Below are 23662 nucleotides of genomic sequence, written 5' to 3' on the forward strand. Positions count from 1 at the left end.
TATTCGTTATTATGTAGCCGTTACCTGTGCGTATGCAAGGAGCGGCTTTTGTGTTTTATTTAGAAGCGAGTGTGCTTCTTATCCAGTGGAGACCTAATATGGTTCCTGTGCTTGCCCTAGTAGGCCGTCCAAACGTTGGTAAATCAACTTTATTTAACCGTCTTACCAAGTCGCGTAGTGCTATTGTGGCAGAGTATGCAGGCTTAACCCGTGATCGCCAATATGGTGAAGCTCATTGGCATGGTAAACCCTATATTGTTATTGATACAGGTGGTTTATCAGGTGAAGAACTAGGTATTGATGCCAAAATGGCACAACAATCATTGCTAGCTATTGAAGAAGCAGATGTTGTGTTATTTATGGTTGATGCCAAAGATGGTTTAACGGGTGGTGATCAGTTAATTATGGATCACCTACGTAAACGTAATAAAAAAACCTACTTAGTAGTTAATAAAATAGATGCAGTGAATGCCGATTATGTGCAGGCAGAGTTTAGTCCACTAGGTTTTGAAGCTATTCTTGCAATTGCTGCTGCGCATGGTCGTGGTATTAACCCAATGTTAGAAACTATTTTGACGGAAATGCTTGCCAATAGTGATTCTGAAGAGATTGATGACATTGTTACAGACGTTGCAGAAACAGAAGAAACACCTCGTGTACCAGGCCCTAGTGAAAAAGATGGGATTAAGATAGCAATTATTGGTCGTCCTAATGTGGGTAAATCTACCTTAGTTAATCGAATGTTAGGAGAAGAGCGGGTTGTAGTATTTGACCAAGCAGGTACTACCCGAGACAGTATTTATATTCCCTTTACCCGAGATGAAGAAAAATATACCTTTATTGATACCGCAGGGGTAAGAAGACGCGGAAAAATTTTTGAGGCTGTTGAAAAATTCTCAGTGATTAAAACCTTACAAGCTATCCAAGACGCCAATGTAGTGATCTTTGTAATGGATGCTAGAGAGGGTGTAGTTGAGCATGACCTTAACTTATTAGGCTTCGTATTAGAAACAGGTCGTGCCTTAGTAATTGCCCTTAATAAATGGGATGGAATGGAAGCATCTGAACGTGAATACCTTAAAACAGAGCTACAGCGCCGTTTAATGTTTGTTAACTTTGCTGATATTCATTTTATTTCTGCATTACATGGTACTGGGGTTGGGCATCTCTATAAATCCGTACAAACTGCTTTTGCTTCGGCTGTTACCCGTTGGCCTACCAGTAAACTAACGCGAATTTTAGAAGATGCTGTACAGGAGCATCAACCACCTTTAGTAAATGGTCGCCGTATTAAATTACGTTATGCGCATCTAGGGGGAGCAAATCCACCATTAATTGTAATTCATGGTAATCAGGTAGAAAAAGTACCTAAGGCTTATAGTCGTTATTTAGAAAATACTTTTAGAAGAGCCTTAAAGCTAGTAGGTACGCCGATTCGTATTGAATACAAAGGCAGTGCTAACCCTTATGAACATAAGAAAAACACACTGACAGAACGACAAGTGAATAAAAAACGTCGTTTAATGAGCCACCATAAAAAAGCAGAGAAAAAGCGTAAGGATAAAAAACGTTGAGTTAGTGTCATAGTAAGTAGTGAATGTATTCGGGGAATGATTATGGAAATATTTAAGAAATTTGTTTTAGGATTAGGTCTAACACTATTAATACTACCTACTATAGTTACTGCACAGGTACAGGTAGAGCAAGCTGCAAAACCTATAAGTAGTCCCCTAAAAGAAAATACTATCATTGGTTATTTTGATGAAGAAGGTAACCTTGTTGATACTAAAGAGCAGAGTAAATATTATCGTAAGCTACTAAAAATAGAAGAAAATAATACCTATATAATACAAGATTTTTATACGGCTTCTGATAAAAAACAAGTTGATGCTACAAGTTTTACTAATGTTAAAAATCTAAACTCTTTTATCGCAGATGAGATGGGTGAAATAGATGGACATTATGTTCAATGGTATGAAAATGGCCAAATGGAAATGGAATCTCATTATAACAAGGGTGTATTAGAAGGCATTGCTACTGTATGGTATGAGTCAGGACAAAAGAAATCTGAAGTTAATTATAAAAATAATAAAATGGATGGTTCTTTTAGAACATGGTATGACAATGGTCAATTAGAATCAGAAACTACTTTTGTGAAAGGCGAGATAGAGGGACCTGCAAAAATTTGGTATTTATCAGGTAAACCGAAAATGCAAGCAACCTACAAAGATAACCAAGTTGAAGGTCTAGCTATTAAGTGGTATGAAAATGGTAATAAAATGGAAGAATACCGTTATCAAGATAATAGATTAGAGGGCGTTGTGACTAGATGGTTTGAAGATGGCCAAAAAAGCTTTGAAGCAACCTATAAAAATAATCAAATAGATGGCTTACAAGTTTCTTGGTTAAAAGAAGATAACCAATTACTAAAGCAAGAAATTCAATATAAAGAGGGTGTTATTAATGGTTCAATTATCCGTTATTTCCCTTCAGGTCAGAAACAGCTAGAACGTTATGCTAAAGACGGTAAATTAGATGGTGTTTCTTATGTATGGTATGCCAATGGTCAGAAAAAATTAGAAGTTATTTATGAGAATGACAAAAAGAATGGTGACTCTACTGAGTGGTATCAAAATGGTCATAAAAAGGTAGCTGGCTTGTTTAAGGCAGATAGGAAAGAAGGGCTATGGAATAGCTGGTATATTAATGGCCAGTTAGAAAAAAAGTGTGGCTTCTTATCAAATTATCCTACGTTTTGTGAGTCTTGGTATGACAATGGTGAAAGAAGATCAGAAGGTAGTTATATTGCAGGTAAAAAAGAAGGTATTTGGAAAAGATGGCATGTTAATGGAATACAAGAGTCAGAATGCCAATTTAGAAAAGGCATTCCTGTTAATTGTAAAATTTGGAATGAAAAAGGACAGTTAATTAACTAGTTATTATTAATAGGCTTACTTAATAATAAATTATTTAAGAAAATAAAAAAGTAAGCCTTATATCTCTACTCTATCAGCTTCTACAGTATTAATTTCTCATATTATTAACTATTGAAAAATTATTATTCTTTAATAATTCCTTAATAATGTTTTGTTCTAATGATCTCAACAGATAACGGGAATAACTCCTTTATCTATATAAAAATCAATTTTTATAAGAGAGAGTCAACATGAAAAAATATATATTAGCTACTTTATTGCTTGCTTCTAGTTCACTTGTTTTCGCGGATGGTTTTACAGGTGCTACTACACCAAATAGTGCAGGTGGATACACAGGTCCAGCGAATACATCAGCTAAATTAATGACAGTTAAACAAGCACAGTCTCTATCAGATGATAGTTATGTGACTTTAAGGGGTAATATTGTTCAGCATATCAGAGAAGATAAATATTCTTTCCAAGATAGTACCGGTAAAGTAGTTGTTGAGATAGATAATGATCTTTGGTACGGCTTAACAGTAGCACCTACTGACACTGTTGAAATCATTGGTGAAGTAGACAAAGATAGCCATTGGAGTAATGTTGAGATTGATGTTAAACGTATCAAGAAAATTTAGTTATTGTGATAGTTCCTCTTTTACTTTAGTTAATAATCTCTCAGCTGTGATAAGCCCCTATAATAGGGGCTTATCACAACCCTATATAATTATTATTTAATATAGGCTATTCTTACCAATGATTAATAATTTTTGATTGTTAAATAACTATGCGAATCTTACTGATTGAAGATGATAAATTAATAGGCGATGGTATTAAAGTAGGATTAACAGCGTATGGTTATTCTGTAGACTGGTTTACAGAAGGTTTACAAGGACAACAGGCGCTGTTAGTCGCTGACTACGATGCGGTGATTTTAGATCTTGGTTTACCCAACATAGATGGTATGCAAATTCTTTCTTATTGGCGTAAAAATGGTCGACAAGAACCTGTCATTATCTTGACTGCAAGAGATGCTATAGAACAACGGGTAACAGGGTTGCAATGTGGCGCTGATGATTATTTGTGTAAACCCTTTGCCTTAGAAGAGTTATCAGCTCGTTTACAAACCGTTATCAGGCGTACTCATGGGCAAAGCTCCTCAGAGTTGGTTTATGAAGATATTCGTCTTAATATTGCCAGTCGCCAAGTAACGCTTGAGAATCAATCAATCTCTTTAACCACTAAAGAAGTTAATATCTTAGAACTGTTTTTACTGAATCCTAATCGACTGTTATCTCGTGAGTTGTTACAAGAAAAACTCTACTCTTGGGATACGGATGTGAGCAGTAATACAGTGGATGTATATATCCATAACTTACGTAAAAAACTAGGTAATAAAATAATCAAAACAGTGTATGGTGCAGGTTATATTCTAGGAAATGAGCAATGAAAAGGCTCAGCTTAAAATTAAGATTTATTATCTATTTTTGTATTACTATTGTGATTACTTGGAGTATTGCAACAGGTATTACCTATGTACTATCAAGAAAAATATTAAAAGAAGTATTTGATAGCCAACAAGTTCTTTTTGCTAAACGTTTAGCCTCACTTAATCTAAATGAGCTTTTGCAAAATCATGATGAAAAGTCTGAAATAGTTGAAGTACATTCAAAAGCCATAAAACGTTTTGATTATGATGACGATGTTTTATCGTTTGCTGTTTTTAATCAATATGGAAAAATGATTCTGCATGATGATGAAGATGGAGAAGAGTTTATTTTTAATAATAAAGTTATGCAACAAACAGACCCCGTGTATATGGAGGACACTAAAGAATGGCGCATTATTTGGCTGAGAGCGCAGGATAATAAAACTATTATAGCGGTTGGCCAAGAAAATGAATATCGTGAAGAAATGGCCGAAAGGATGGCTATTTCACAAGCCTTACCTTGGCTTATTATGATTACTATTTTAATGGTAATAACCATTATTACTATTTCTCGTGAGCTTTTACCCTTAAATAAATTGGCCAAAGAATTACAACAAAGACAACCTGATGACTCAACCCAAATTGTAGATGAGGGTGCACCTAAAGAAATTAAACCTTTTATTGAGGCGCTTAATTCATTATTTAATAAAATTTCTGCGATGATTATTAGGGAAAGACGTTTTACAGAAAATGCTGCCCATGAGTTACGTTCGCCTTTAACGGCGTTAAGAATTCAGGCAGAAGTGGCACAGATTTCTTCCATTAATTCAGAGCAACAAAAAACAGCCCTTAATAATTTAATTACAGGTATCGATAGAGCGAGTCGCCTTATTGATCAACTACTTACATTATCTCGGTTAGATGCAGAATCAAAACTAACAGAGCAACAGCTTATTGATTGGCAAGGTTTAATTGCCTCTGAAATAGATTTATTAACCCCATTAGCTAATAAGAAAAATATTAGTATCCATTATCAACTGATTAATAAAAATACTCAGTGCAAAGGTAACTCTTTATTTGTTTCACTGTTGATTCGTAACTTAATTGATAATGCAATTAAATATTGTCCTGAAAATAGCCAAATTACCATTACAGAAAATAATAATATGATTACTATTGAGGATAATGGGCAGGGTGTTGATAATGAAACCTTAGCTAGATTGGGCGAACGTTTCTATAGACCAGCAGGGATGGATATAACAGGTAGTGGTCTTGGTATTTCTATTGTAAAACAAGTGGCTACATTACATCGATGGCATATCCACTTCTATTTGGTTAAGCCCAGTGGTTTAGGTATTAGAATTAGTAGCTGATAAATATATTCTTAGATTGTCATACTCCTGACATAAATGTTGTTTATGCTAATCGAAAATAAGACCAATGATGGGGTTTTATTTAAAAGCAGTAACTATTTTGTATAAACAATAACGGAGTTTTTATGACAATAAAAAAACTAACTTTGCCCCGTAAACCCTTTGTGTTTATGCGGCATGCACAAACAGACGCTAATTCAAAACATATGGTGTGCGGTAGTTTAGATATGTTGCTTGATACTACTGGTGTTAATCAAGCTATTGAAAGCGGTGAGCTATTGGGTAAATACCAATGGTCTTGTATTGCTATCAGTAGTTTAAGACGCACCCAAATGACGGCTGAATTAGCATTGCCAAATCAATCATTTACAGTCTTTCATGGGCTTAACGAACGCGACTGGGGACGTTTAGAGGGTACTCCTATCCCTGAACAAAGAGCATATTTTGCAACGCCTCCAAAGGGAGAAGCATGGGTTGACTTTGTGGAGCGTGTTAGTAATTCGCTAACAGAGATTTTAAATCACTATGACTTCCCACTGATTATTGCCCACTCTGGCGTATGGCGAGTGATTAAGTATTTACAAGGTGGCATGCCAGAAGGGCCTCGTATTAAAAATGCACAGCCTATGCTATTACAACCTGACCCAAATAATAAAGAACAATGGCTATCTGAAAAGTTTTTAACACAAGCCAAAGACAATATTAGAGTTGATTTAACCAAGGTGAGCTATGACCATAGTATGTACTACCATTAATAATAAGTCCTTTATTGAGGATATTTTTTATAGTACTAAAAGCTTACTAAAGCTTTTTTAGTGCTGTGTTTTTAAAGTTATTCATCAAGACCTCACAAAAAATCCAAATATCTCTCAATCCCGCTATTGGTAGCCGTGCAATATAACCGTTGCTATAGAACAACCTGTATTGGCCAAGCCTAAACACATTATCAGTAAAGACAGTAATGTAGCTGTTAAATGTGTTGTTGAATAAGGGCTACTGCTTGTTGTACAGAGGTGGTGGTAGTATCTATGGTGAGTTGCTTAGTTATCCATGGCTCATAGTAGCGATCACTAATTTTTTGCCAAGTGGGTAGTGTAAAGTTAGCGATATCAGTTATACGCGTTTCTGCCCGTTGTTGATGAATCGTTTTATCAGAGCAGATAATTTCTATTTCTAAATACTTGCTAGTTGCTGATTGAGCTGCATTACGCCATGCTTCTCTGGTGATATTGAATGGGTTAACTGAATCAGCAATCACTACATTGCCTAGTTTAAGATTTTCTGTTGCAAGACTATAACCTATACGGTAACCCATGTCTTCCATATCTTTGGGTATTTTACCTGTTAATGCTAAGGTTTGCTCTATAGTGTCAGCCCGTAAATAGGTGGCTTTTATTTGTTTAGCTAGTGTTTGGGCAATAGTTGTTTTACCTGTGGCGGGTAAACCTCCGAAAATAATTAGCATATTAGTTTCTCGTTATTTAATTTAACAATAAGTGTTAATGAGTATACCAACGATAATCCGTTACTACTGCTCGCACAGGAATATCCCAGCTATTTAATTGTAATTTATCTACTTTTTGGCATTCATGGGCTAAGCCTAACAAATAAGGTTTGTGCCAGCTTTTACGATTTTTTAAGTAACTAAGGTAGCGATCATAAAAACCACCTCCCATACCTAAACGCCCACCGTACTCATCAAATCCTACTAATGGCATTAAAATAAGGTCAAGTTTAACAGGATGAACTTGATGACTAAAATTAGCCACGGGCTGTTTAATGTTAAAGCGATTGAGTGTCCAGCGTGTCTCAGGGGTAATCCGTTGGAAAGCCATAGCAAACTTCGGCCAACGTTGTAAGATAGGGAGATAAATAGTCTTTTTATAACGTTGTGCTGCTTTTAGTAGCAGATTAGGGTCTATTTCTCCATCATTGGCTAAATAAAGGCCAATATGTTGTGCTTTTCCAAATAAAGGGTGATGAATAATTTGTTTATAAAGATTTTTGGCAGCTATTTTCTGTTGTAATGGAGTAAGCGCACGCCTACGGTTGCGTAGTAATCGGCGTAGAGCTTGTGGGGAAAGAGTAGCGGCCGTAATTGTCATAAGGATTAGGCTTAATAAAGATAGAGCTCCAAAGATGCCGTTATTGGGTTAGCCCTTGAACCCTGAAGTTCAAGGTGGTGGCTACCGCAGACCTTTAGGCTTTCCGTGAAACGGACATGCACACCAGTCATTTGATAACCCCCGTTTAAAAGATTATCGGCTCAGGGACATCTCCAATTGACGAACATCCGAGGAGTTAATTTTATTATACGCTAATTAGCTCATCTGTAAACAACAATAAGCTATTGGTGATTAATGTCGCTATTGTATTGCAGTGCATTAAGCCTTTTTGAAAGCAAATATTTAGCGGTTTATAATAACTTTTGTTGAGCCCCTTTTTTGGATTTTTGCTCTAGTAACTCATAAGTAATATTAAGTGCAGCTGTTACTGCTATACGTTCGACACCAATGGCTTTACCACTCGCCCGAATTTCCCTCATCATTTTATCAAGATAGTCTGCTGCTTGTTGTAGCTCAAGGCGTTTATCTTCTGGGCAAGTCAGATGATATTCTTTATCTAAAATATGTACAGTCATTGTCTCTGGTTGTTTCATACATTTTATCCAATCAGGGGGAAGTGATTTTTAAACTACTGTTATACCAAGTTACTACAATATAGTCATTGTGTTAAGTAATTGCGGCTAATTATACAATTAAATACTAAGTTTGTTGGTTAAGATTGTTACTATAATAGTCCAATCATAAAAATAGTGAGTTGAGATAAATCGACTAAATCAAAATATAGTATTGTTTACAAGAAATAATCTGTAAATGAATAAATATATTGCTAATTATTAATTAACTGAGGCAGAGAGCAAGGTAGTGAATTTACTAAATGTAGATATTTTGTTATCCCTTATTAATAGGTATTACAGCTATTTTATAATATGCTTTAACTATTTTTAGAGGTTGGTTTATTAGTGCTAGGTTGTTACTATATAAACTATTTTTCAAGAGTTATTATCTGTTATGTCACAAACATTATCTTCTGCTTATACGGGTCTAGCAAAATTATTAACTGAAGCAGGGCATTTTATTACACCTGCTGAGTTACAGGGTACTCTTTGGGGACGGACAGTAGCGGGTGCTAATGGTCAATCTTCGCAATTGATGCAAGAACTCTCTTCATTTTTAGAAGAGGGTGAGTTAACAGAGGCTATTCAGCAAGCAATTACTGGTTTGCAAGAAATGGTTAATAAAGAGTTAACGGATGGTAGTGTTGCGGTCACTTTATTATTACCTGTTGATGATGAATCTTTAACTGATCGCTTAAACGCATTGACTGAATGGGCTAATGGCTTTTTATCAAGTTTTGGTATGGTCAAGCAAGCGGATAAATTACCTAAAGAAGTGTTAGAAATTTTAGAGGATTTAGCTTCTGTCTCTCAACTAGATACCAATATTGCTGCTGAAGATGAAGCTCGTAGTGAAGGTGATTATGCGGAGCTTGTTGAGTTTTTAAGGGTTGCGCCATTACTGGTTGCTACGGAACTTAAAAGTAAACCTACAATAGAACAGTCTGTGCATTAATAATAGGATGAATAATGATCACTATTCCTGCTGCTGAATATCAACAACGTCGTCACCAGTTATTATCCAAACTAGATGCCAATGGTATTGCAGTTATTGCTGCCGCACCTATTATAGAGCGTAATGAAGGCGTGGAATATCCCTATCGACAGGATAGTAACTTTCAATATTTAACAGGTTTTCCAGAGCCAGAAGCGTTATTGGTGTTGATTCCTAAACGAGCAGAAGGACAAGTGGTTTTATTCTGCCGTGATCGTGATCCTACTATGGAAGTATGGACAGGGATTAGGGCAGGGCAAGAAGGTGCTATTAAGCAATATGGTGTTGATCAAGCATTCTCTATTAATCAACTTGATGAGTTAATGCCTACTTTATTAGATGGTCGTAATAAGGTTTATTCGCTAATAGCCACTCAACAAAAAGTTCAGAAAAAACTAATGAAGTGGGTGGAAGTTGTTCGTAGTAGAGTAAGACAAGATGCTATAGCCCCTTGCACTTTTAAAGCATTAGAACCTATTTTACATGAAATGCGCTTGCATAAGAGTGAGGCAGAATTAGCAGTGATGCAATATGCCATGGATGTTTCAGCTAAAGCACATATTCGGGCTATGCAAGAAAGTAAAGCAGGGTTGTATGAGTATAGCCTAGATGCGGCTTTAGAATATGAGTTTCGTAAAGGTGGCGCTCGGTTAGTAGCTTATAACTCAATAGTAGCCAGCGGTGCTAATGCTTGTATTCTGCATTATCAAGAGAATAATGCTGAGTTAAAAGCAGGTGATTTAGTGATGATTGATGCGGGCTGTGAGATTGATTGCTATGCCAGTGATATTAGCCGTACTTTCCCTGTTACAGGCAAATTCTCAGCTGAGCAAAAAGCACTCTATGAAATAGTGTTAGCCGCTAATTTAGCAGCGATTGGTGAAGTAGCACCAGGTAAACCTTATCAGGCTCCCCATGATATAGCCGTTAAAGTAATCACTGAAGGATTAGTTGAGTTAGGAATTTTACAAGGAAATGTTGAAACATTGATTGCCAACAAAGCATATACTGAATTTTACATGCATAGTACTGGCCACTGGTTAGGACTCGATGTTCATGATGTGGGTGCCTATCGTATTAATAAGCAAAGTCGTCCTCTTGAGCCTGGTATGGTGTTAACCATTGAACCCGGTATTTATATTGCACCTGACAATACCAAGGTTGCAGAAAAATGGCGAGGCATAGGTATTCGTATTGAAGACAATGTCGTGGTTACTGAGCAAGGTCATCGCGTGATGACAGCGAATACACCAAAAACCATTGCAGAAATAGAGTCGTTAATGGCTTGTTAAAATTAAAGAATAGACTGGAGAAAAAACATGCAGCAAAACGATCTCGTCATTATTGGTGGAGGTTTAGTTGGTGCGAGTTTAGCATTATGTTTACAAGCAGCCGTGCGTGAACGTGGTTGGCGAGTAAAACTAATAGAACCTTACTCTATAGAAGGTAACTATCAGCCCAGTTATGATGCACGTTCTTCAGCTATTTCTTATGGTTCAAAACTTATTTATGAGCAATTAGGGATATGGGATGCTTTATCTAAACGAGCAGAACCTATCACCTTTATTCAAGTATCTGAACGTGGTCATGGTGTGACTGTTAATTTAGATACTAAGCAAGAAAATATTCCAGCTTTTGGTTATGTTATTGATAATGCATGGATTGGTAAATGTTTACTAGAAGCCTTAGATACTGAAGTGATTCATTGCCAATATGACACTGAGGTACGTAAATTAATACCACAACCAGATGGTTATGACGTGATATTGGATGATGACGAAAAATTATCTGCTAATCTGGTAGTGTTAGCCGATGGTGGACGTTCTGATTTACGTAATCAATTAGGGATTCATGTTAAGCGTACGCCTTATGGACAAACGGCGATTATTGCCAATGTAACACCAGGCTGTCGTCATATGGGACGTGCTTTTGAACGCTTTACCGATCAAGGCCCCATTGCGTTATTACCCTTAGCTGATAATAACTGTGCGCTAGTGCTTACTCGAGAGCATGAAGAAGCAGATAGATTATTAGCCTTATCTGATGAAGCGTTTTTAGTTGAACTACAAAAAGCTTTTGGTAATCGTATGGGAGAGTTTAAGCGTATTGGTGAGCGTCATAATTACCAGTTAGTGTTAAGCGAAGCACAAGAACAAGTAAGACCCCATTTAGTATTACTAGGTAACTCTGCACATGGTATGCACCCCGTGGCTGGGCAAGGTTATAATTTGTCATTGCGTGACACATGGGCATTAGCACAAGCCTTATTAAAATCAGATAAACCTTTAGGTGACTTTGCTACATTACAGCAGTATATGCAACGAAGAGAATGCGACCAACACCGTATTGTCGGTTTTTCTGATCAAGTCACTCGTTTATTCTCTAATAAACAACCTGTCCTAAAAATAGGTCGTCTGTTAGGCTTGGGTCTAGCTGGCGCTAATCTTGTTCCGCCTTTAAAACACTGGTTTATCTTACAAGCTATGGGCTTGGGCGTTCATCAGTAAGCTACTGTAAGCCCATTTGTAAGTGAATGTTTGTAATTAAATGTCATTAAAAATAGCTTCTTTGGGCTAATTATTACCTTAAGGTAGCATTAACGAGTGATGTGACTTGTTGTAATCTGATAAGTGAAAATTTAGTTTTTTATTTATTAGGTTTAAGGAGTTCTATTATGCGTTCATCTATGCTTTGTGCTTTGGCTTTAGCGGTAGCTAGTACAGCAACTCTTGCGCAAACTACCACTACTACCACAACTACTCGCGAAACTACCCCTGCTACAGTAGACCATGTTACCACTCAAACGACTCATACAACGACAGAGCATGTTGTAACAGAAACAGTTAAAGAAATCTCGGCAGGAGACAAAACTCAAATTGTAGCTAATGTGTTATGTCAGAATGTGCCACCTGTACAAAATCCTATAGCAGCCGTTAATGTATATAGCAATTATATCGATCAAGTATCAGAGCTATTTGCTAATAATTCACAAAATATGGCAAGTAATACCATAGGTATTAATAAAGATCATCAAATGACTTATACCTTATACTCACCTGTGAATATTGTGGGAATAGATTTTAATACAGTTAATATTAATAAATTGAAAGATCAAAATGGTAGTTACCATCAAATTACAGCAAGTAAGCCCTTAACATCAGCAGATCAAGGAGCTCTTGCCAGTATTCCACAAAATAATGATAATTTAACAGTTTCTACGGCTAATCAGAAATTAGAGATTATTTGTAATGTTAAAGTGCCAATGGTAGAAAATTAATATTTTATAGCTATTACGCTATATTTTTATACCTCGTTGAATGGCTTTGTCGTAATAATTGTACTGTCTTCAGCCATTCGCCTTGTCTAAAATTATATAGCAACAGCTATAGTTATAAAAAAACCGTCATATATTGACGGTTTTTTAGTTTTAGGAATAATGATTAATAAGGGCCACACCTAACATCAACTTCAGAAAAATCAAACAGCTTGGTATTATCATCTTTAGTAATGAGCAATTGTGCCCCTGTTACCATAGGACGGGCTTCTAGTCGATAGAAAGCACCAGCTTCAAATTCATAGTTGAAACTCATTAAACAAGTAATATAACCGTTATCTCGAAAGAAACCTGTTACCTCTGAAGTATCATATTGAAAACGTACAGCTAAGCGATGCTTTCCTGTAGGGACTTGAAAATAACGACCATCATTTACTCTGTTACGGTCTAAAGTGTCAGCCATAAGGCTTCTGCTTGGCTGGGCATACATTTCTACAATAGCTGTATCAGCAGTAGGTTGTGGAATAGGGGGTAAAGTACAAGCAGTTAGCAAGCTAGCAGAGAATAGTAAAGCTAAATAGTTAAAGTTAATCTTGCTCATGGGTATTTTTACGCTTTTTATAATCATCTAGGGTTAATATCGTAGGATGTGGCCTATTTTCAACGATACTGCCTTGTGTCTCCTCAGCTTGTTGAGGATTAAAGGGATAGGGTGGTAATTCAATATTACCCACATGATAACCAAATAGAGTAATAGTGCCTGTGTAACGTTGCTCACCTGTGACTGTAAATTCAAAGCTATAGATTCTCGCGAATCTAAGTTTACCATAACCATCGCGCTTAAATGTGATTGCTTTTAAAGCAACATAACCATCGAGTAAAGTTAGGTTAAGTTTTTCACAGTGTCGTTTAATACAGCGTAGCGCATAATCTCTTTGTCCATGAATACGCCACCACCACAATAAACCAATAGCAACAATAATGATAATGGTTAGTTCAAGAGGTGATAGCATAAGGTATCTCTAGTGAAATGCGTATTTTGCTAAATATAAACCACCAGCAACAATAAGAACAAGTGCAGTAAAGGCAAGTCCTAATCTTTTCTCAATCATTTGTTTAGCTTTAGGGCCTAGCCAGTAAAGCACACTACAAGTAATTAAAAAGCGTGTGCCCCGAGCAAAGGTACCAACCAGAACAAATACTAAGAAGTTTAGCTGAGTAATACCACTTAAAATTGTAATTACTTTATAAGGCAGGGGGGTGAAACCTCCACCTAGTAGTACCATCAACCAGCCAAGTTCATTAAATTTATCTTTGGCTGTTTCAAAGCTATCTTGTAAACCATAGAGATTGATAATCCACTGGCCTACAGTATCCATAAGGAACATACCGATTAAATAGCCGAAAATACCACCAACCGCAGAGCTAATTGTACAAATAAAGAAATAGCGCCACGTTTTTTTACGATTGGCCATAATCATTGGCGCTAAGATTACATCAGGTGGAATAGGGAAGAATGAACTTTCTGCAAAACTAACTCCAGCTAATGCCCATTCTGAGCGAGGATGCTCAGCAAGCCGCATAGTCCACTCATATAAACGACGTAACATCTAAAAGGTTTTCCTTAATGGAAGTGATAAACTGGCTAATTCTACTAAATTCTATAATTAGAATGTTAGCTTTTTAATATTAAAAAGTATGTTGTAGAGCAAAGGGCTATTATTTATTTAACCCCTTGCTTCGATGATGTTAGATACTGACTTGTTGATCTGATACTGATTTAAGTAAACGTGACTCCATTAGACGAGCAATTTCTCGCTCACCAATAACCACAAAATCAGAACCATGTTCTTCTAAGTGAATTTGTTCAGCTTCAGTTTGAGCACGTGCCATAATATCTATTATCGCGTTACAGGTTCTAGCATGCTCAACAATTTGACCAGCTTCAAAGCCGTTAGGAATAGCGATTAGTAACCACTGTGCTTGTTCTATATTAGCGCGTTGTAATATATTGATGTTAGCAGCATTACCTTCAACCACTGTATAGCCAAGTTCTCTTGCAGCATCTACACGTATATGGGCATCTTCAATAATAACAAAAGGCACCCCTTTTTCATGTAAATATTGGCTCGTTAGCACACCAACACGACCATAACCAACAATAATGGCATGTTGAGTTTCTGTTATAGGCTGAATATCATCACTTTCTTCTTCATCTATTGTTACCTGTGGTGCTGATTCTGGAATTTGTTCAGTAGTTACAGTGGCAGCTACATCTGTTGTTTCAGCAGGAGTAGTTGCAACAGCCTCTTTCTTGTCTGCTGTAGCATAGAAACGATCTAATAATACAAATAATATAGGGTTAATCAAAATAGATAAAATAGCACCTGCTAATATTAGATTATAACCTTCTTGAGGAAGTATGTGATAAGTTATCCCTAAGCCAGCAAGGATAAAGGAGAACTCACCAATTTGTGCCAAGCTAGCAGAGATAGTAAGGGCTGTATGAGTAGGCTTACCAAAAGCTTTCACAATTAGGAAAGCAGCAATAGATTTACCAATAACAATAATTAGTAAAGTGGCCAGTACCATAATAGGTTGTTCAACCAACACTTTAGGGTCAAATAACATACCTACTGATACAAAGAATAATACGGCAAAAGCATCACGGAAAGGTAAAGAGTCTTCAGCTGCTCTATGGCTGAGCTCTGATTCATTAAGTACCATCCCAGCAAAGAAAGCACCTAGCGCAAACGACACACCAAAGAGCTCAGATGAGCCATAGGCTATGCCCATAGCTATAGCGAGTACTGATAAGGTAAATAACTCTCTTGAGCCCATACCTGCTATGCGTTCTAATACCCAAGGAATTACTTTTCTACCAACGATAATCATTAAGGCAATAAAGGCAGCTACTTTACCTAGGGTTATTAATAGCTGCATAGCAATCCCCATTTGTGCAGGGGCTGTATCGGCTACAGCAGTAATAGCAACATCGGCTAAATCTTTACTGTTGGCGGCTTCAGTAGCAACATCTCCAACAGAGCCACCTAGCATGCCAGCAAGTGCAGGTAATAATACAAGGGCCAGTACCATTACAAGGTCTTCTACGATTAACCAACCTACAGCTATTTTACCGCGACGACTATCAATGAGTTGTCTTGATTCTAAAGCACGTAATAACACCACGGTACTGGCAACAGACAATGCTAAACCGAATATTAAGCCTGTACCAAAGTTCCAACCAATTAGCCAAGCTAATCCCATGCCCATTAGGGTTGCTAGTGTAATTTGCGCAATAGCACCGGGAATAGCAATGTTTTTAACTGACATTAGGTCTTTAAGGGAGAAATGTAGACCAACACCAAACATTAGCAAAATTACACCAATTTCTGAAATTTCGTGGGAGAGGTGGCCATCTGCCACAAAGAATGGTGTATAAGGGCCGACACAGATGCCAGCAATAAGATAGCCCACTAGGGGAGAGATTCTTAAACGATGGGCAATAGCTCCCAAAATAAGCGCTAAAACAAAACCAACAGAAATGGTGGCTATTAACGGTGTTTCCATAAATTCTCCCTTTTATAATAAAAAACAACCAGTGAGTTAGTAAAAACTACTTCACTAGAGTAAACGAATAGAGTTATTAGTATTTTGTGTGAAGTTATAAAATTAACTTATTTTATAACAAGATTCTATAGTTAAATACTATAGAATAATATTTATTTTCTTTGCATTATATTACGATGAATACTCTTTTTTCATATTTTCGTACTGTTGTTCGAGATTTTGTCGAATTTCACGTCTTTGCTTAGCTTGATGGAAACGTCTAATACCATCTTTGGTAGAAGGAGTTAGTGGTGGGACTTTACAAGGCTTACCATCATCACCAATAGCAACCATGGTAAAAAAACAACTATTGGTGTGACGTACACTTTTTTGCTTAATATTTTCAGTAACAACTTTTATGCCTATTTCCATAGAGGTATTACCTGTATAGTTAACTGAAGCAAGAAAGTGTACTAATTCACCAACATGGATAGGTGCACGAAACATTACTTGATCCACTGAGAGAGTTACAGCATAAACACCAGCATAACGACTAGCACAGGCGTAAGCCACTTCATCCAACAGTTTTAGTAAGGTACCGCCATGAACATTACCTGTAAAATTCGCCATATCTGGAGTCATTAAGACGGACATAAACAGTTCTGAATTGTTTGGAATTTGCATAGTTAATTATTCTCGAATAAGCATATATCTAAATAGTTGTGAAATTAATACTAATAAATAGATACATTTAATAGCAATAAATTCACTTTTTCTATTAAAATGTGTTTTTACGATTTCTCTACAAATAACATAACCCAATTTTTATTTTTATAGGAGGCCATCTTGCACCACGCTACTAGTTTTCTCCAAGATTTGGCTATTCTTATGCTATTTGCAGGCGTAACGATTATTATTTTTACTCGATTAAAACAGCCTATTGTTCTAGGTTACATGGTAGCAGGCTTTCTTATAGGCCCTTATTTTATTAAGCCAGGCCTTATCAGTGATAGAGAAAGTATTGAAACATTATCCCAATTGGGGGTAATTTTTTTGATGTTCTGTTTAGGCTTAGAGTTTAGTATTCGACGATTATTCTCAGTAGGTGCCACAGCATTTACAGTGGCATTATTAGAAATTGTGGTAATGGTATGGTTAGGCCATGAAATTGGCCGTTTCTTTGGCTGGGGAAAAATGGACACCTTATTCTTAGGTGCATTATTAGCCATGTCTTCTACCACAATTATTGTTAAAGCATTAAATGACCTAAAAATGAAACATGAGCGATTCGCGCAATTAGTGTTTGGTGCGTTGATTGTGGAGGATATTTTAGGGATTGGTATTATTGCTTTACTCTCTGGTATTGCAACATCTGGCGGTGAGATTGATACTGCTAACGTGATGACAACCATTAGTAAGCTAGTGCTATTTATGGTGGTGTCCTTAGTGATAGGGATTATCATGGTACCACGTATACTCTCTTATATTGCACGCTTTCAAAGTGATGAAGTGATGCTGGTGAGTGTGCTAGGGATTTGCTTTGGTTTTTGTTTAGTGGTTATTTCTCTTGATTATAGCGTGGTGTTAGGTGCCTTCTTAGTGGGTGCCATTATGGCGGAATCCAGACAGTTAGCTCAAATAGAACGTATTATTGAACCAGTTCGTGACTTATTTAGTGCTATATTCTTTGTTACTATTGGTATGTTGATGGATCCCTCTATCCTCAAAACTTATTCGTTAGAAATTTTTGTTATTGCTGTAGCGGTAATTGTTGGTAAGTTTGTTTCTTGTGGGTTAGGTGCGTTTATTACAGGAAATGATGGTAAAACTTCATTAAGAGCAGGTATGGGATTATCGCAGATTGGTGAGTTCTCTTTTATTATTGCTGCATTAGGGATGAGTTTAGGCGTAACCAGTGATTTTCTATACTCTATCGTAGTGGCTGTATCAGTCATTACCACGTTAACAACACCTTATTCAATAAAATTGGCTGATCCATTATCAAGAGGGCTAGCTAAGATCATTCCCACACCTATTAGTAAAGTATTTACTGCTTATACACAATGGGTTGACCATATTCGCTTACATGGTGATAAAGCAGTGTTAGCAGGAATGATCCGTAAAATCATTATGCAAGTAGGTATTAATCTATCATTAGTGATCGCTATTTTCTTAGCTGTTGCTTATTTTGTAGGGCCTATTAGTGAATGGCTAGGTAATTGGGTTACAAAAGTTGATTATCGTAAAGCTATTATTTGCGGTGTTGCAATGATTTTATCATTACCTTTTTTAATCGCTGCCTATCGTAAATTAAAAGCGTTATCTATGTTATTGGCAGAGATGAGCCTGAAAGGCAGTAATATTAAACTACAACGAGTGATTGCTGAGGTGATTCCAGCCTTATCCATGATAGCTATTTTAGTACTACTGTCAGCATTATCTTCTACTATTTTACCTTCCCGTGAAACACTGATTATTGTGATAGCAGTTACTGCGGTTTTAACATTAATACTTTGGCGTTGGTTTGTAAAAATCCATTCTAGATTGCAAATAGCATTATTTGAAACCTTAGAAAATAATCAAGAAAACCATCATAAGTAGTTTATAAAAAAGACTGTAACTATTGCGCGATATTTTATACATTGTTGAATGACTTTGCTGTACTAGTTGTACTGTCTTCAGTCATTCACCCTGTCTAAAAATGCATAGAAATAGCTATAAAAAATAACTTATTGTTTATTTTTAACATTATAAATATTTTTTTGACAATCCCTAAACATATTTTCGACATGCCGTCTGCTATTTTTTGCATCACTAGGGTTAACCTATTTTTTGTTATTTATTAACTTAAGATGCTGGATTATTTAATATGTTTAATTTTAAAAGACTATCTTGTAACAGCTTAGTTTTTGTCATTGTTTGTGCAGTTTTCTTTGTACTTTTTCAAAATATTGCTTTTTTTTATAAAACTGTTCAATTACTAGAGATGGATAGCTTTACAGACTATTTATTAGTTGGCTCTTTTTTTATTTTTATCTTCTGTTTTCTGAATATTCTATTTTCAATTATTTTAGTAGGTTTTTTAAGAAAGCCACTGATTATTATTTTGCTGTTTTGTAGTGCTGGCGCTAACTATTTTTCTTATTTGTATAATATTTATATAGATAAAGACATGATACAGAATGTCATGCAAACTAACCCTGGTGAAGCTGGTGCATTAATTACAGTTAAGTTAGTCATCTGGTTATTAGTGTTTGCAGTATTACCCAGTATCTTTGTTATTTTAGTTAAAGTTAATAAAGTATCTTTTGCAAGATCAGTAGCTTATAGATTGGCTAATATTACTTTATCAATTATTGTTTTAGTGGCTGTGTCCTACCCAATGTATAACCAATATGCTTTTTTTATTAGAGAAAAAACCAATAACCAAATTACTAAGTTAATAACACCCAGTAATTATGTTCATGGTTTGATTAGTTATAGTAAAGATCTATTCAAAAAACAGTTACCCTTTATACATGTTGGTGAGGATGCTAAACGTGAGCAACTAGCGGATCACAAGAAAAAATTAATGATTATTGTGGTAGGGGAAACTTCACGAGCAATGAATTTTTCATTAAATGGTTATTCTAAAGAAACCAATCCATTATTAAAACAGCAAGATATTATCAATTTTGCACAGGTGAGTTCTTGTGGTACTGCTACGGCCGTTTCTGTACCTTGTATGTTTTCGGTAATGCCAAAGAATCGCTATAAAGAGAGTGTTGCTGAACGTCAGGATAATTTATTAGATATTCTAAATAGAACAGGTGTTAATGTTCTTTGGAAAGAAAATGATGGCGGTTGTAAAGGTGTTTGTGATCGGATTACATCAATCCGTTTAAAAGATATTTATCCAAAGGAATCCTGTCCAGATGGTTTATGTTATGACATACATTTATTAGATAATTTAGACAATTATATTAATGAACGTACGGATGATACTGTTATCGTGTTGCATACCAATGGTAGCCATGGGCCTGCTTATTATCGACGTTATCAAAAAGCGCAGGAGAAATTTATTCCAGCATGCAGTACTAATGCCGTAGAGACGTGTACTACAGAAGAGTTGGTTAATGCCTATGATAATACTATTGTGAATATAGACTATGTGTTAAATGAAACGATAGAGCTATTGCAAAAGCATTCTGATAAATTCTCAACGGCTATGCTTTATGCTTCAGATCATGGCGAGTCGTTAGGCGAGAATGGCATTTACCTACATGGTATGCCTTATAGTATAGCTCCTAAAGAACAAACCCATATTCCGATGATTTTCTGGTTATCAAAAGATTTTTTAGCGGATAATAAGATAGATAAATCTTGTATGTTAGCCAGTGCAAAAAATAAAGAAGCTTCTCATGATAATTTATTTCATACAGTATTAGGAGCAATGAATGTAACAACTGAAGTGTATAACCCTAAGCTTGATTTATTTAAAGGTTGTGAGAGTGGTTGGATTGTCAATTATTGATTAATTATGAAAAGTACAAAGCATTTATTTGTTATTACAGGAGGGCTAGGCTTTGGTAAAGCGACACTGATTCGAGAGTTAGTAGTAAAGAATTGCTTGCTATAAAAAAGCCCTCTTAAAAAGAGGGCTTTTTATTTAGCTTAAAACTATTATAACTTAGGGCCTGCATTACGGATTTCATCAGAAACTTCAAATTTCTTGAAGTTTTCAATAAATTTGCTAGCCAGTTCGCTTGCTGCTTCATCATAGGCAGCAGTATCAGCCCAAGTATTACGAGGGTTAAGTAAGTTAGTTTCAACGCCTGGTACGGCTTTAGGTACATCAAGGTTGATGATATCTAAATGTTCAGTCTCAGCACCAATTAATGCACCACTTTGAATGGCCGCAATCACGCCACGGGTAGTTGGAATGCTGAAACGTTTACCAACACCATAACCACCACCAGTCCAGCCAGTGTTTACAAGGTATACTTTAGAGCCAAATGAATTAATACGCTTAATTAATAGTTCTGCGTATTCACGAGGTGGGCGTGGGAAGAAAGGCGCACCAAAACAGGTAGAGAAAGTAGATTTAATACCGCTACCAGAACCCATTTCAGTAGAACCTACTAATGCAGTATAACCTGATAAGAAGTGATAAGCTGCTTGTTCATTATTTAAGATGGATACAGGAGGTAATACACCTGTTAAGTCGCAAGTTAAGAAGATAACTGCATTCGGTTCGCCACCTTTGTTTTCTTCAGCACGTTTGGCAATAAAGTCACGTGGGTAGCAAGCACGAGTATTTTGGGTTAGGCTATCATCTGTGTAATCTGGTTGACGTTGATTATCTAAAACCACATTCTCTAATACGGTACCAAATTGGATAGCTTTCCAAATAACAGGCTCATTCTTTTCAGTTAAATCAATACACTTAGCGTAACAACCGCCTTCGATATTAAATACCGTACCAACACCCCAACCATGTTCATCATCACCAATTAAATAACGGCTTTCATCTGCAGAAAGGGTAGTTTTACCAGTACCTGATAAACCAAAGAATAAAGTGACATCACCTTGTTCACCCATGTTAGCGGCGCAGTGCATAGGCAATACATCTTTTTCTGGTAATAAGTAGTTTTGCACAGCAAACATTGACTTTTTCATTTCACCTGCATAACGCATACCTGCAAGTAATACGCGCTTACGAGCAAAGTTCAGAATTACTACGCCATCAGAGTTAGTGCCATCACGCTCTGGGTTACAAACAAAGTTAGGCGCGTTTAATACTTGCCACTCATCAATATTATGAGGGTTATATTGTTCTGGATTAATAAATAAAGCGCGACCAAAGAGGTTATGCCAAGCTGTTTCTGTGGTCATCTTAACTGGTAAGTAATGGTTAAGATCAGAACCTACATGGACATGAGAAACAAAGTGATCTTGTTCATTAATATAGGATTCTACACGTTGCCAAAGGGCGTCGAACTTATCTGCAGGAAATGGTTTGTTGACAGTACCCCAATCAATTTTATCTTTTGTGCTTGGTTCTTCAACAATAAAGCGATCAGCAGGGGAGCGGCCTGTGCGACGACCTGTTTGAACCACTAATGACCCATTAGCGGCAAATTCACCTTCCTTACGTTGAATAGCTTCTTCAATAAGTTGTGCAATACTAATATCGGTGAAAATGGTAGTTTGACTCATGTGGAATTCCTGTCGGTTTAGCCCGACTCTTTTATATTAAAAATGATTACTAATTAAGAAAATTTTTCAATTATGCCAGATTAAACGCTGATGATAAATAATTTTGATAAAAAAGACTGGAGACAAATTGATGCAACTCCTTATAATGATCTGCATGTTAGTGCTAATATTTTATTATTTATAAGGGTTTTTAGCTTGCTAAATAATGGTTTATTAGCTTTATATAAGTGAGTTGATTGATTCAGTGGTCGTAAATAACGATATGATGTTTAAACAGTTTTCAGTAAAACAAGGATTGTTGGTTGTTGCTATAGTCGGTTGTCTGCTAGCTAGTGTATGGGGGACTCCCATTCAAGCACAATGGTTAGATAATCCAGTTTCACAACCAATCGGGCAAAGTCTAGTAGTCAATGATAGGGTGGCTAGTCAATTATTACCTCCTATCAAAGAAGCACCACAACTTATTAATGACTATATTGTAAAGGATAAGCAAGCTAATACAACATTAGCGATGGCTACTAGCCCCAATATTCCAAATAGTACGCGGGCGAGTAATGTTATAAGCCAATATACACCTGCTTTAAAAAGACAGCTTGAAGCAAGAGGTTTGCAGTTAGGTAGCCCTATTTTAATTCGTATTTTTAAAGTACCTTCTATTTTAGAAGTGTGGATAAAAAAAGATAATAAATATGTATTATTTAAAACCTACTCTATTTGTCGTTTCTCAGGAAAACTAGGGCCAAAACTTAAAAATGGTGATCATCAAGCACCAGAAGGATTTTATACTGTGCCTGCCAGTGCTTTAAATCCTAATAGTAGTTATTTTCTATCCTTTAATTTAGGTTACCCCAATCAATACGATCGTTATTATAATCGTACCGGTAGCTTATTGATGGTACACGGTGAGTGTGCGTCAGTAGGTTGCTATGCCATGACCAATGCACGTATGTCAGAAATTTATACCTTGATGTACAAGGCTTTTGCTAATGGACAGACGGGTATTCAGGTGCATGCTTATCCTTTTGCTTTAACTGAAAATAATATGCGCAAAATGAAAAAGCATCCTTGGTATGGTTTTTGGTTAAATTTAAAACAGGGCTATGATACGTTTAATACCACTCATCAACCATTACGAGTATCTGTTAATGAGGGTAGATATCAATTTAAAACAATTAATTAACACAATATATTAAGTTTAGATTAAGCTCTACTGGGTAATCTAATACTTATATAAAGTGTTTCAATAGTAT

At 36.2% G+C, this 23662-nt stretch carries 22 protein-coding genes and 1 other RNA gene; 13 read left to right on the plus strand and 10 right to left on the minus strand.

The genetic code is table 11. The annotated features are described in order from the left end of the window. The first annotated feature begins 98 nt into the window (after positions 1-98). The 6 genes from der (at position 99) to ACQVD9_RS07255 (ending at position 6472) form a co-directional block, all read left to right on the plus strand. Positions 99-1574 (plus strand): ribosome biogenesis GTPase Der, encoded by a 1476-nt coding sequence (gene der / locus ACQVD9_RS07230; RefSeq protein WP_264747867.1) that lies wholly within the window; start codon positions 99-101, stop codon positions 1572-1574. A gap of 42 nt (positions 1575-1616) precedes the next feature. Beyond that, positions 1617-2936 carry a toxin-antitoxin system YwqK family antitoxin gene (locus ACQVD9_RS07235; protein ID WP_264745385.1) on the plus strand — a complete coding sequence of 440 codons (1320 nt, stop codon included), beginning with the start codon at positions 1617-1619 and terminating at the stop codon, positions 2934-2936. Positions 2937-3166: 230 nt separating this feature from the next. Further along, positions 3167-3553: a YgiW/YdeI family stress tolerance OB fold protein gene (locus ACQVD9_RS07240; protein ID WP_264745386.1), complete on the plus strand. Its 387-nt coding sequence runs from the start codon at positions 3167-3169 to the stop codon at positions 3551-3553. A gap of 149 nt (positions 3554-3702) precedes the next feature. Next, positions 3703-4365, plus strand: coding sequence for a response regulator (locus ACQVD9_RS07245; RefSeq protein WP_264745387.1), 663 nt, complete (start codon positions 3703-3705; stop codon positions 4363-4365). Continuing rightward, complete coding sequence (qseC, locus tag ACQVD9_RS07250; protein ID WP_264745388.1) at positions 4362-5717, plus strand: quorum sensing histidine kinase QseC; 1356 nt, start codon at positions 4362-4364, stop codon at positions 5715-5717. The genes ACQVD9_RS07245 and qseC overlap by 4 nt, the downstream gene beginning before the upstream one ends. 125 nt (positions 5718-5842) lie before the next feature. Next, entirely contained in the window at positions 5843-6472 is a 630-nt protein-coding gene (locus tag ACQVD9_RS07255; RefSeq protein ID WP_264745389.1) for a histidine phosphatase family protein, read from the plus strand. A gap of 215 nt (positions 6473-6687) precedes the next feature. Here ACQVD9_RS07255 and ACQVD9_RS07260 read toward each other — a convergent pair whose 3' ends face one another. The 4 genes from ACQVD9_RS07260 to ACQVD9_RS07275 all read right to left on the minus strand — a co-directional run bounded on the left by ACQVD9_RS07260 (position 6688) and on the right by ACQVD9_RS07275 (position 8376). Further along, on the minus strand, positions 6688-7182 hold the full coding sequence (locus ACQVD9_RS07260; protein ID WP_264745390.1) for a P-loop nucleotide/nucleoside kinase family protein: 495 nt from the start codon (positions 7180-7182) through the stop codon (positions 6688-6690). 34 nt (positions 7183-7216) lie between these two features. Then, complete coding sequence (locus tag ACQVD9_RS07265) at positions 7217-7822, minus strand: 5-formyltetrahydrofolate cyclo-ligase (RefSeq protein WP_264745391.1); 606 nt, start codon at positions 7820-7822, stop codon at positions 7217-7219. Positions 7823-7844: 22 nt separating this feature from the next. Beyond that, positions 7845-8021: non-coding RNA, 6S RNA (gene ssrS / locus ACQVD9_RS07270), on the minus strand. A gap of 112 nt (positions 8022-8133) precedes the next feature. Continuing rightward, positions 8134-8376: a cell division protein ZapA gene (locus tag ACQVD9_RS07275; RefSeq protein WP_264745392.1), complete on the minus strand. Its 243-nt coding sequence runs from the start codon at positions 8374-8376 to the stop codon at positions 8134-8136. Positions 8377-8791: 415 nt separating this feature from the next. Between ACQVD9_RS07275 and ACQVD9_RS07280 the strand changes: the two genes are divergently transcribed. From ACQVD9_RS07280 to ACQVD9_RS07295, 4 genes are all read left to right on the plus strand, one after another. Next, on the plus strand, positions 8792-9352 hold the full coding sequence (locus ACQVD9_RS07280) for a UPF0149 family protein (protein WP_264745393.1): 561 nt from the start codon (positions 8792-8794) through the stop codon (positions 9350-9352). 14 nt (positions 9353-9366) lie between these two features. Continuing rightward, positions 9367-10683, plus strand: a complete 1317-nt coding sequence (gene pepP, locus ACQVD9_RS07285; RefSeq protein ID WP_264745394.1) for a Xaa-Pro aminopeptidase — start codon at positions 9367-9369, stop codon at positions 10681-10683. 27 nt (positions 10684-10710) lie between these two features. After that, a complete protein-coding gene (ubiH, locus tag ACQVD9_RS07290) occupies positions 10711-11898 on the plus strand; it encodes a 2-octaprenyl-6-methoxyphenyl hydroxylase (RefSeq protein ID WP_264745395.1) in 1188 nt (395 codons plus the stop codon). Positions 11899-12065: 167 nt separating this feature from the next. Next, positions 12066-12668 carry a hypothetical protein gene (locus tag ACQVD9_RS07295; RefSeq protein WP_264745396.1) on the plus strand — a complete coding sequence of 201 codons (603 nt, stop codon included), beginning with the start codon at positions 12066-12068 and terminating at the stop codon, positions 12666-12668. Positions 12669-12831: 163 nt separating this feature from the next. On the opposite strand, the gene ACQVD9_RS07300 is transcribed toward ACQVD9_RS07295, so the two are convergent. From ACQVD9_RS07300 to ACQVD9_RS07320, 5 genes are all read right to left on the minus strand, one after another. Continuing rightward, complete coding sequence (locus tag ACQVD9_RS07300) at positions 12832-13266, minus strand: PA0061/PA0062 family lipoprotein (RefSeq protein ID WP_264745397.1); 435 nt, start codon at positions 13264-13266, stop codon at positions 12832-12834. Then, the gene (locus ACQVD9_RS07305) at positions 13253-13678 is read right to left on the minus strand and encodes a DUF3301 domain-containing protein (RefSeq protein ID WP_264745398.1); all 426 of its coding nucleotides are present in this window, start codon (positions 13676-13678) and stop codon (positions 13253-13255) included. Before ACQVD9_RS07305 ends, ACQVD9_RS07300 begins: the two co-directional genes overlap by 14 nt. 9 nt (positions 13679-13687) lie before the next feature. Continuing rightward, entirely contained in the window at positions 13688-14275 is a 588-nt protein-coding gene (locus tag ACQVD9_RS07310; RefSeq protein ID WP_264745399.1) for a YqaA family protein, read from the minus strand. 139 nt (positions 14276-14414) lie between these two features. After that, positions 14415-16235 carry a YbaL family putative K(+) efflux transporter gene (ybaL, locus tag ACQVD9_RS07315; RefSeq protein WP_264745400.1) on the minus strand — a complete coding sequence of 607 codons (1821 nt, stop codon included), beginning with the start codon at positions 16233-16235 and terminating at the stop codon, positions 14415-14417. Between the two features lie 171 nt (positions 16236-16406). Continuing rightward, positions 16407-16898 (minus strand): acyl-CoA thioesterase, encoded by a 492-nt coding sequence (locus ACQVD9_RS07320; protein WP_264745401.1) that lies wholly within the window; start codon positions 16896-16898, stop codon positions 16407-16409. Between the two features lie 204 nt (positions 16899-17102). Between ACQVD9_RS07320 and ACQVD9_RS07325 the strand changes: the two genes are divergently transcribed. Together ACQVD9_RS07325 and eptA are read left to right on the plus strand one after the other, a co-directional pair. After that, positions 17103-18815, plus strand: coding sequence for a cation:proton antiporter (locus ACQVD9_RS07325; protein WP_264747868.1), 1713 nt, complete (start codon positions 17103-17105; stop codon positions 18813-18815). A 268-nt stretch (positions 18816-19083) separates the two neighbouring features. Beyond that, positions 19084-20727 carry a phosphoethanolamine transferase EptA gene (gene eptA, locus ACQVD9_RS07330; protein ID WP_264745402.1) on the plus strand — a complete coding sequence of 548 codons (1644 nt, stop codon included), beginning with the start codon at positions 19084-19086 and terminating at the stop codon, positions 20725-20727. Positions 20728-20876: 149 nt separating this feature from the next. Here eptA and ACQVD9_RS07335 read toward each other — a convergent pair whose 3' ends face one another. Then, complete coding sequence (locus ACQVD9_RS07335; RefSeq protein ID WP_264745403.1) at positions 20877-22412, minus strand: phosphoenolpyruvate carboxykinase; 1536 nt, start codon at positions 22410-22412, stop codon at positions 20877-20879. Between the two features lie 262 nt (positions 22413-22674). On the opposite strand from ACQVD9_RS07335, the gene ACQVD9_RS07340 reads away from it, so the two are divergent. Further along, positions 22675-23592 (plus strand): L,D-transpeptidase family protein, encoded by a 918-nt coding sequence (locus tag ACQVD9_RS07340; RefSeq protein WP_264745404.1) that lies wholly within the window; start codon positions 22675-22677, stop codon positions 23590-23592. Positions 23593-23662: the final 70 nt, after the last annotated feature.

Source organism: Entomomonas sp. E7T21 (assembly GCF_058693955.1).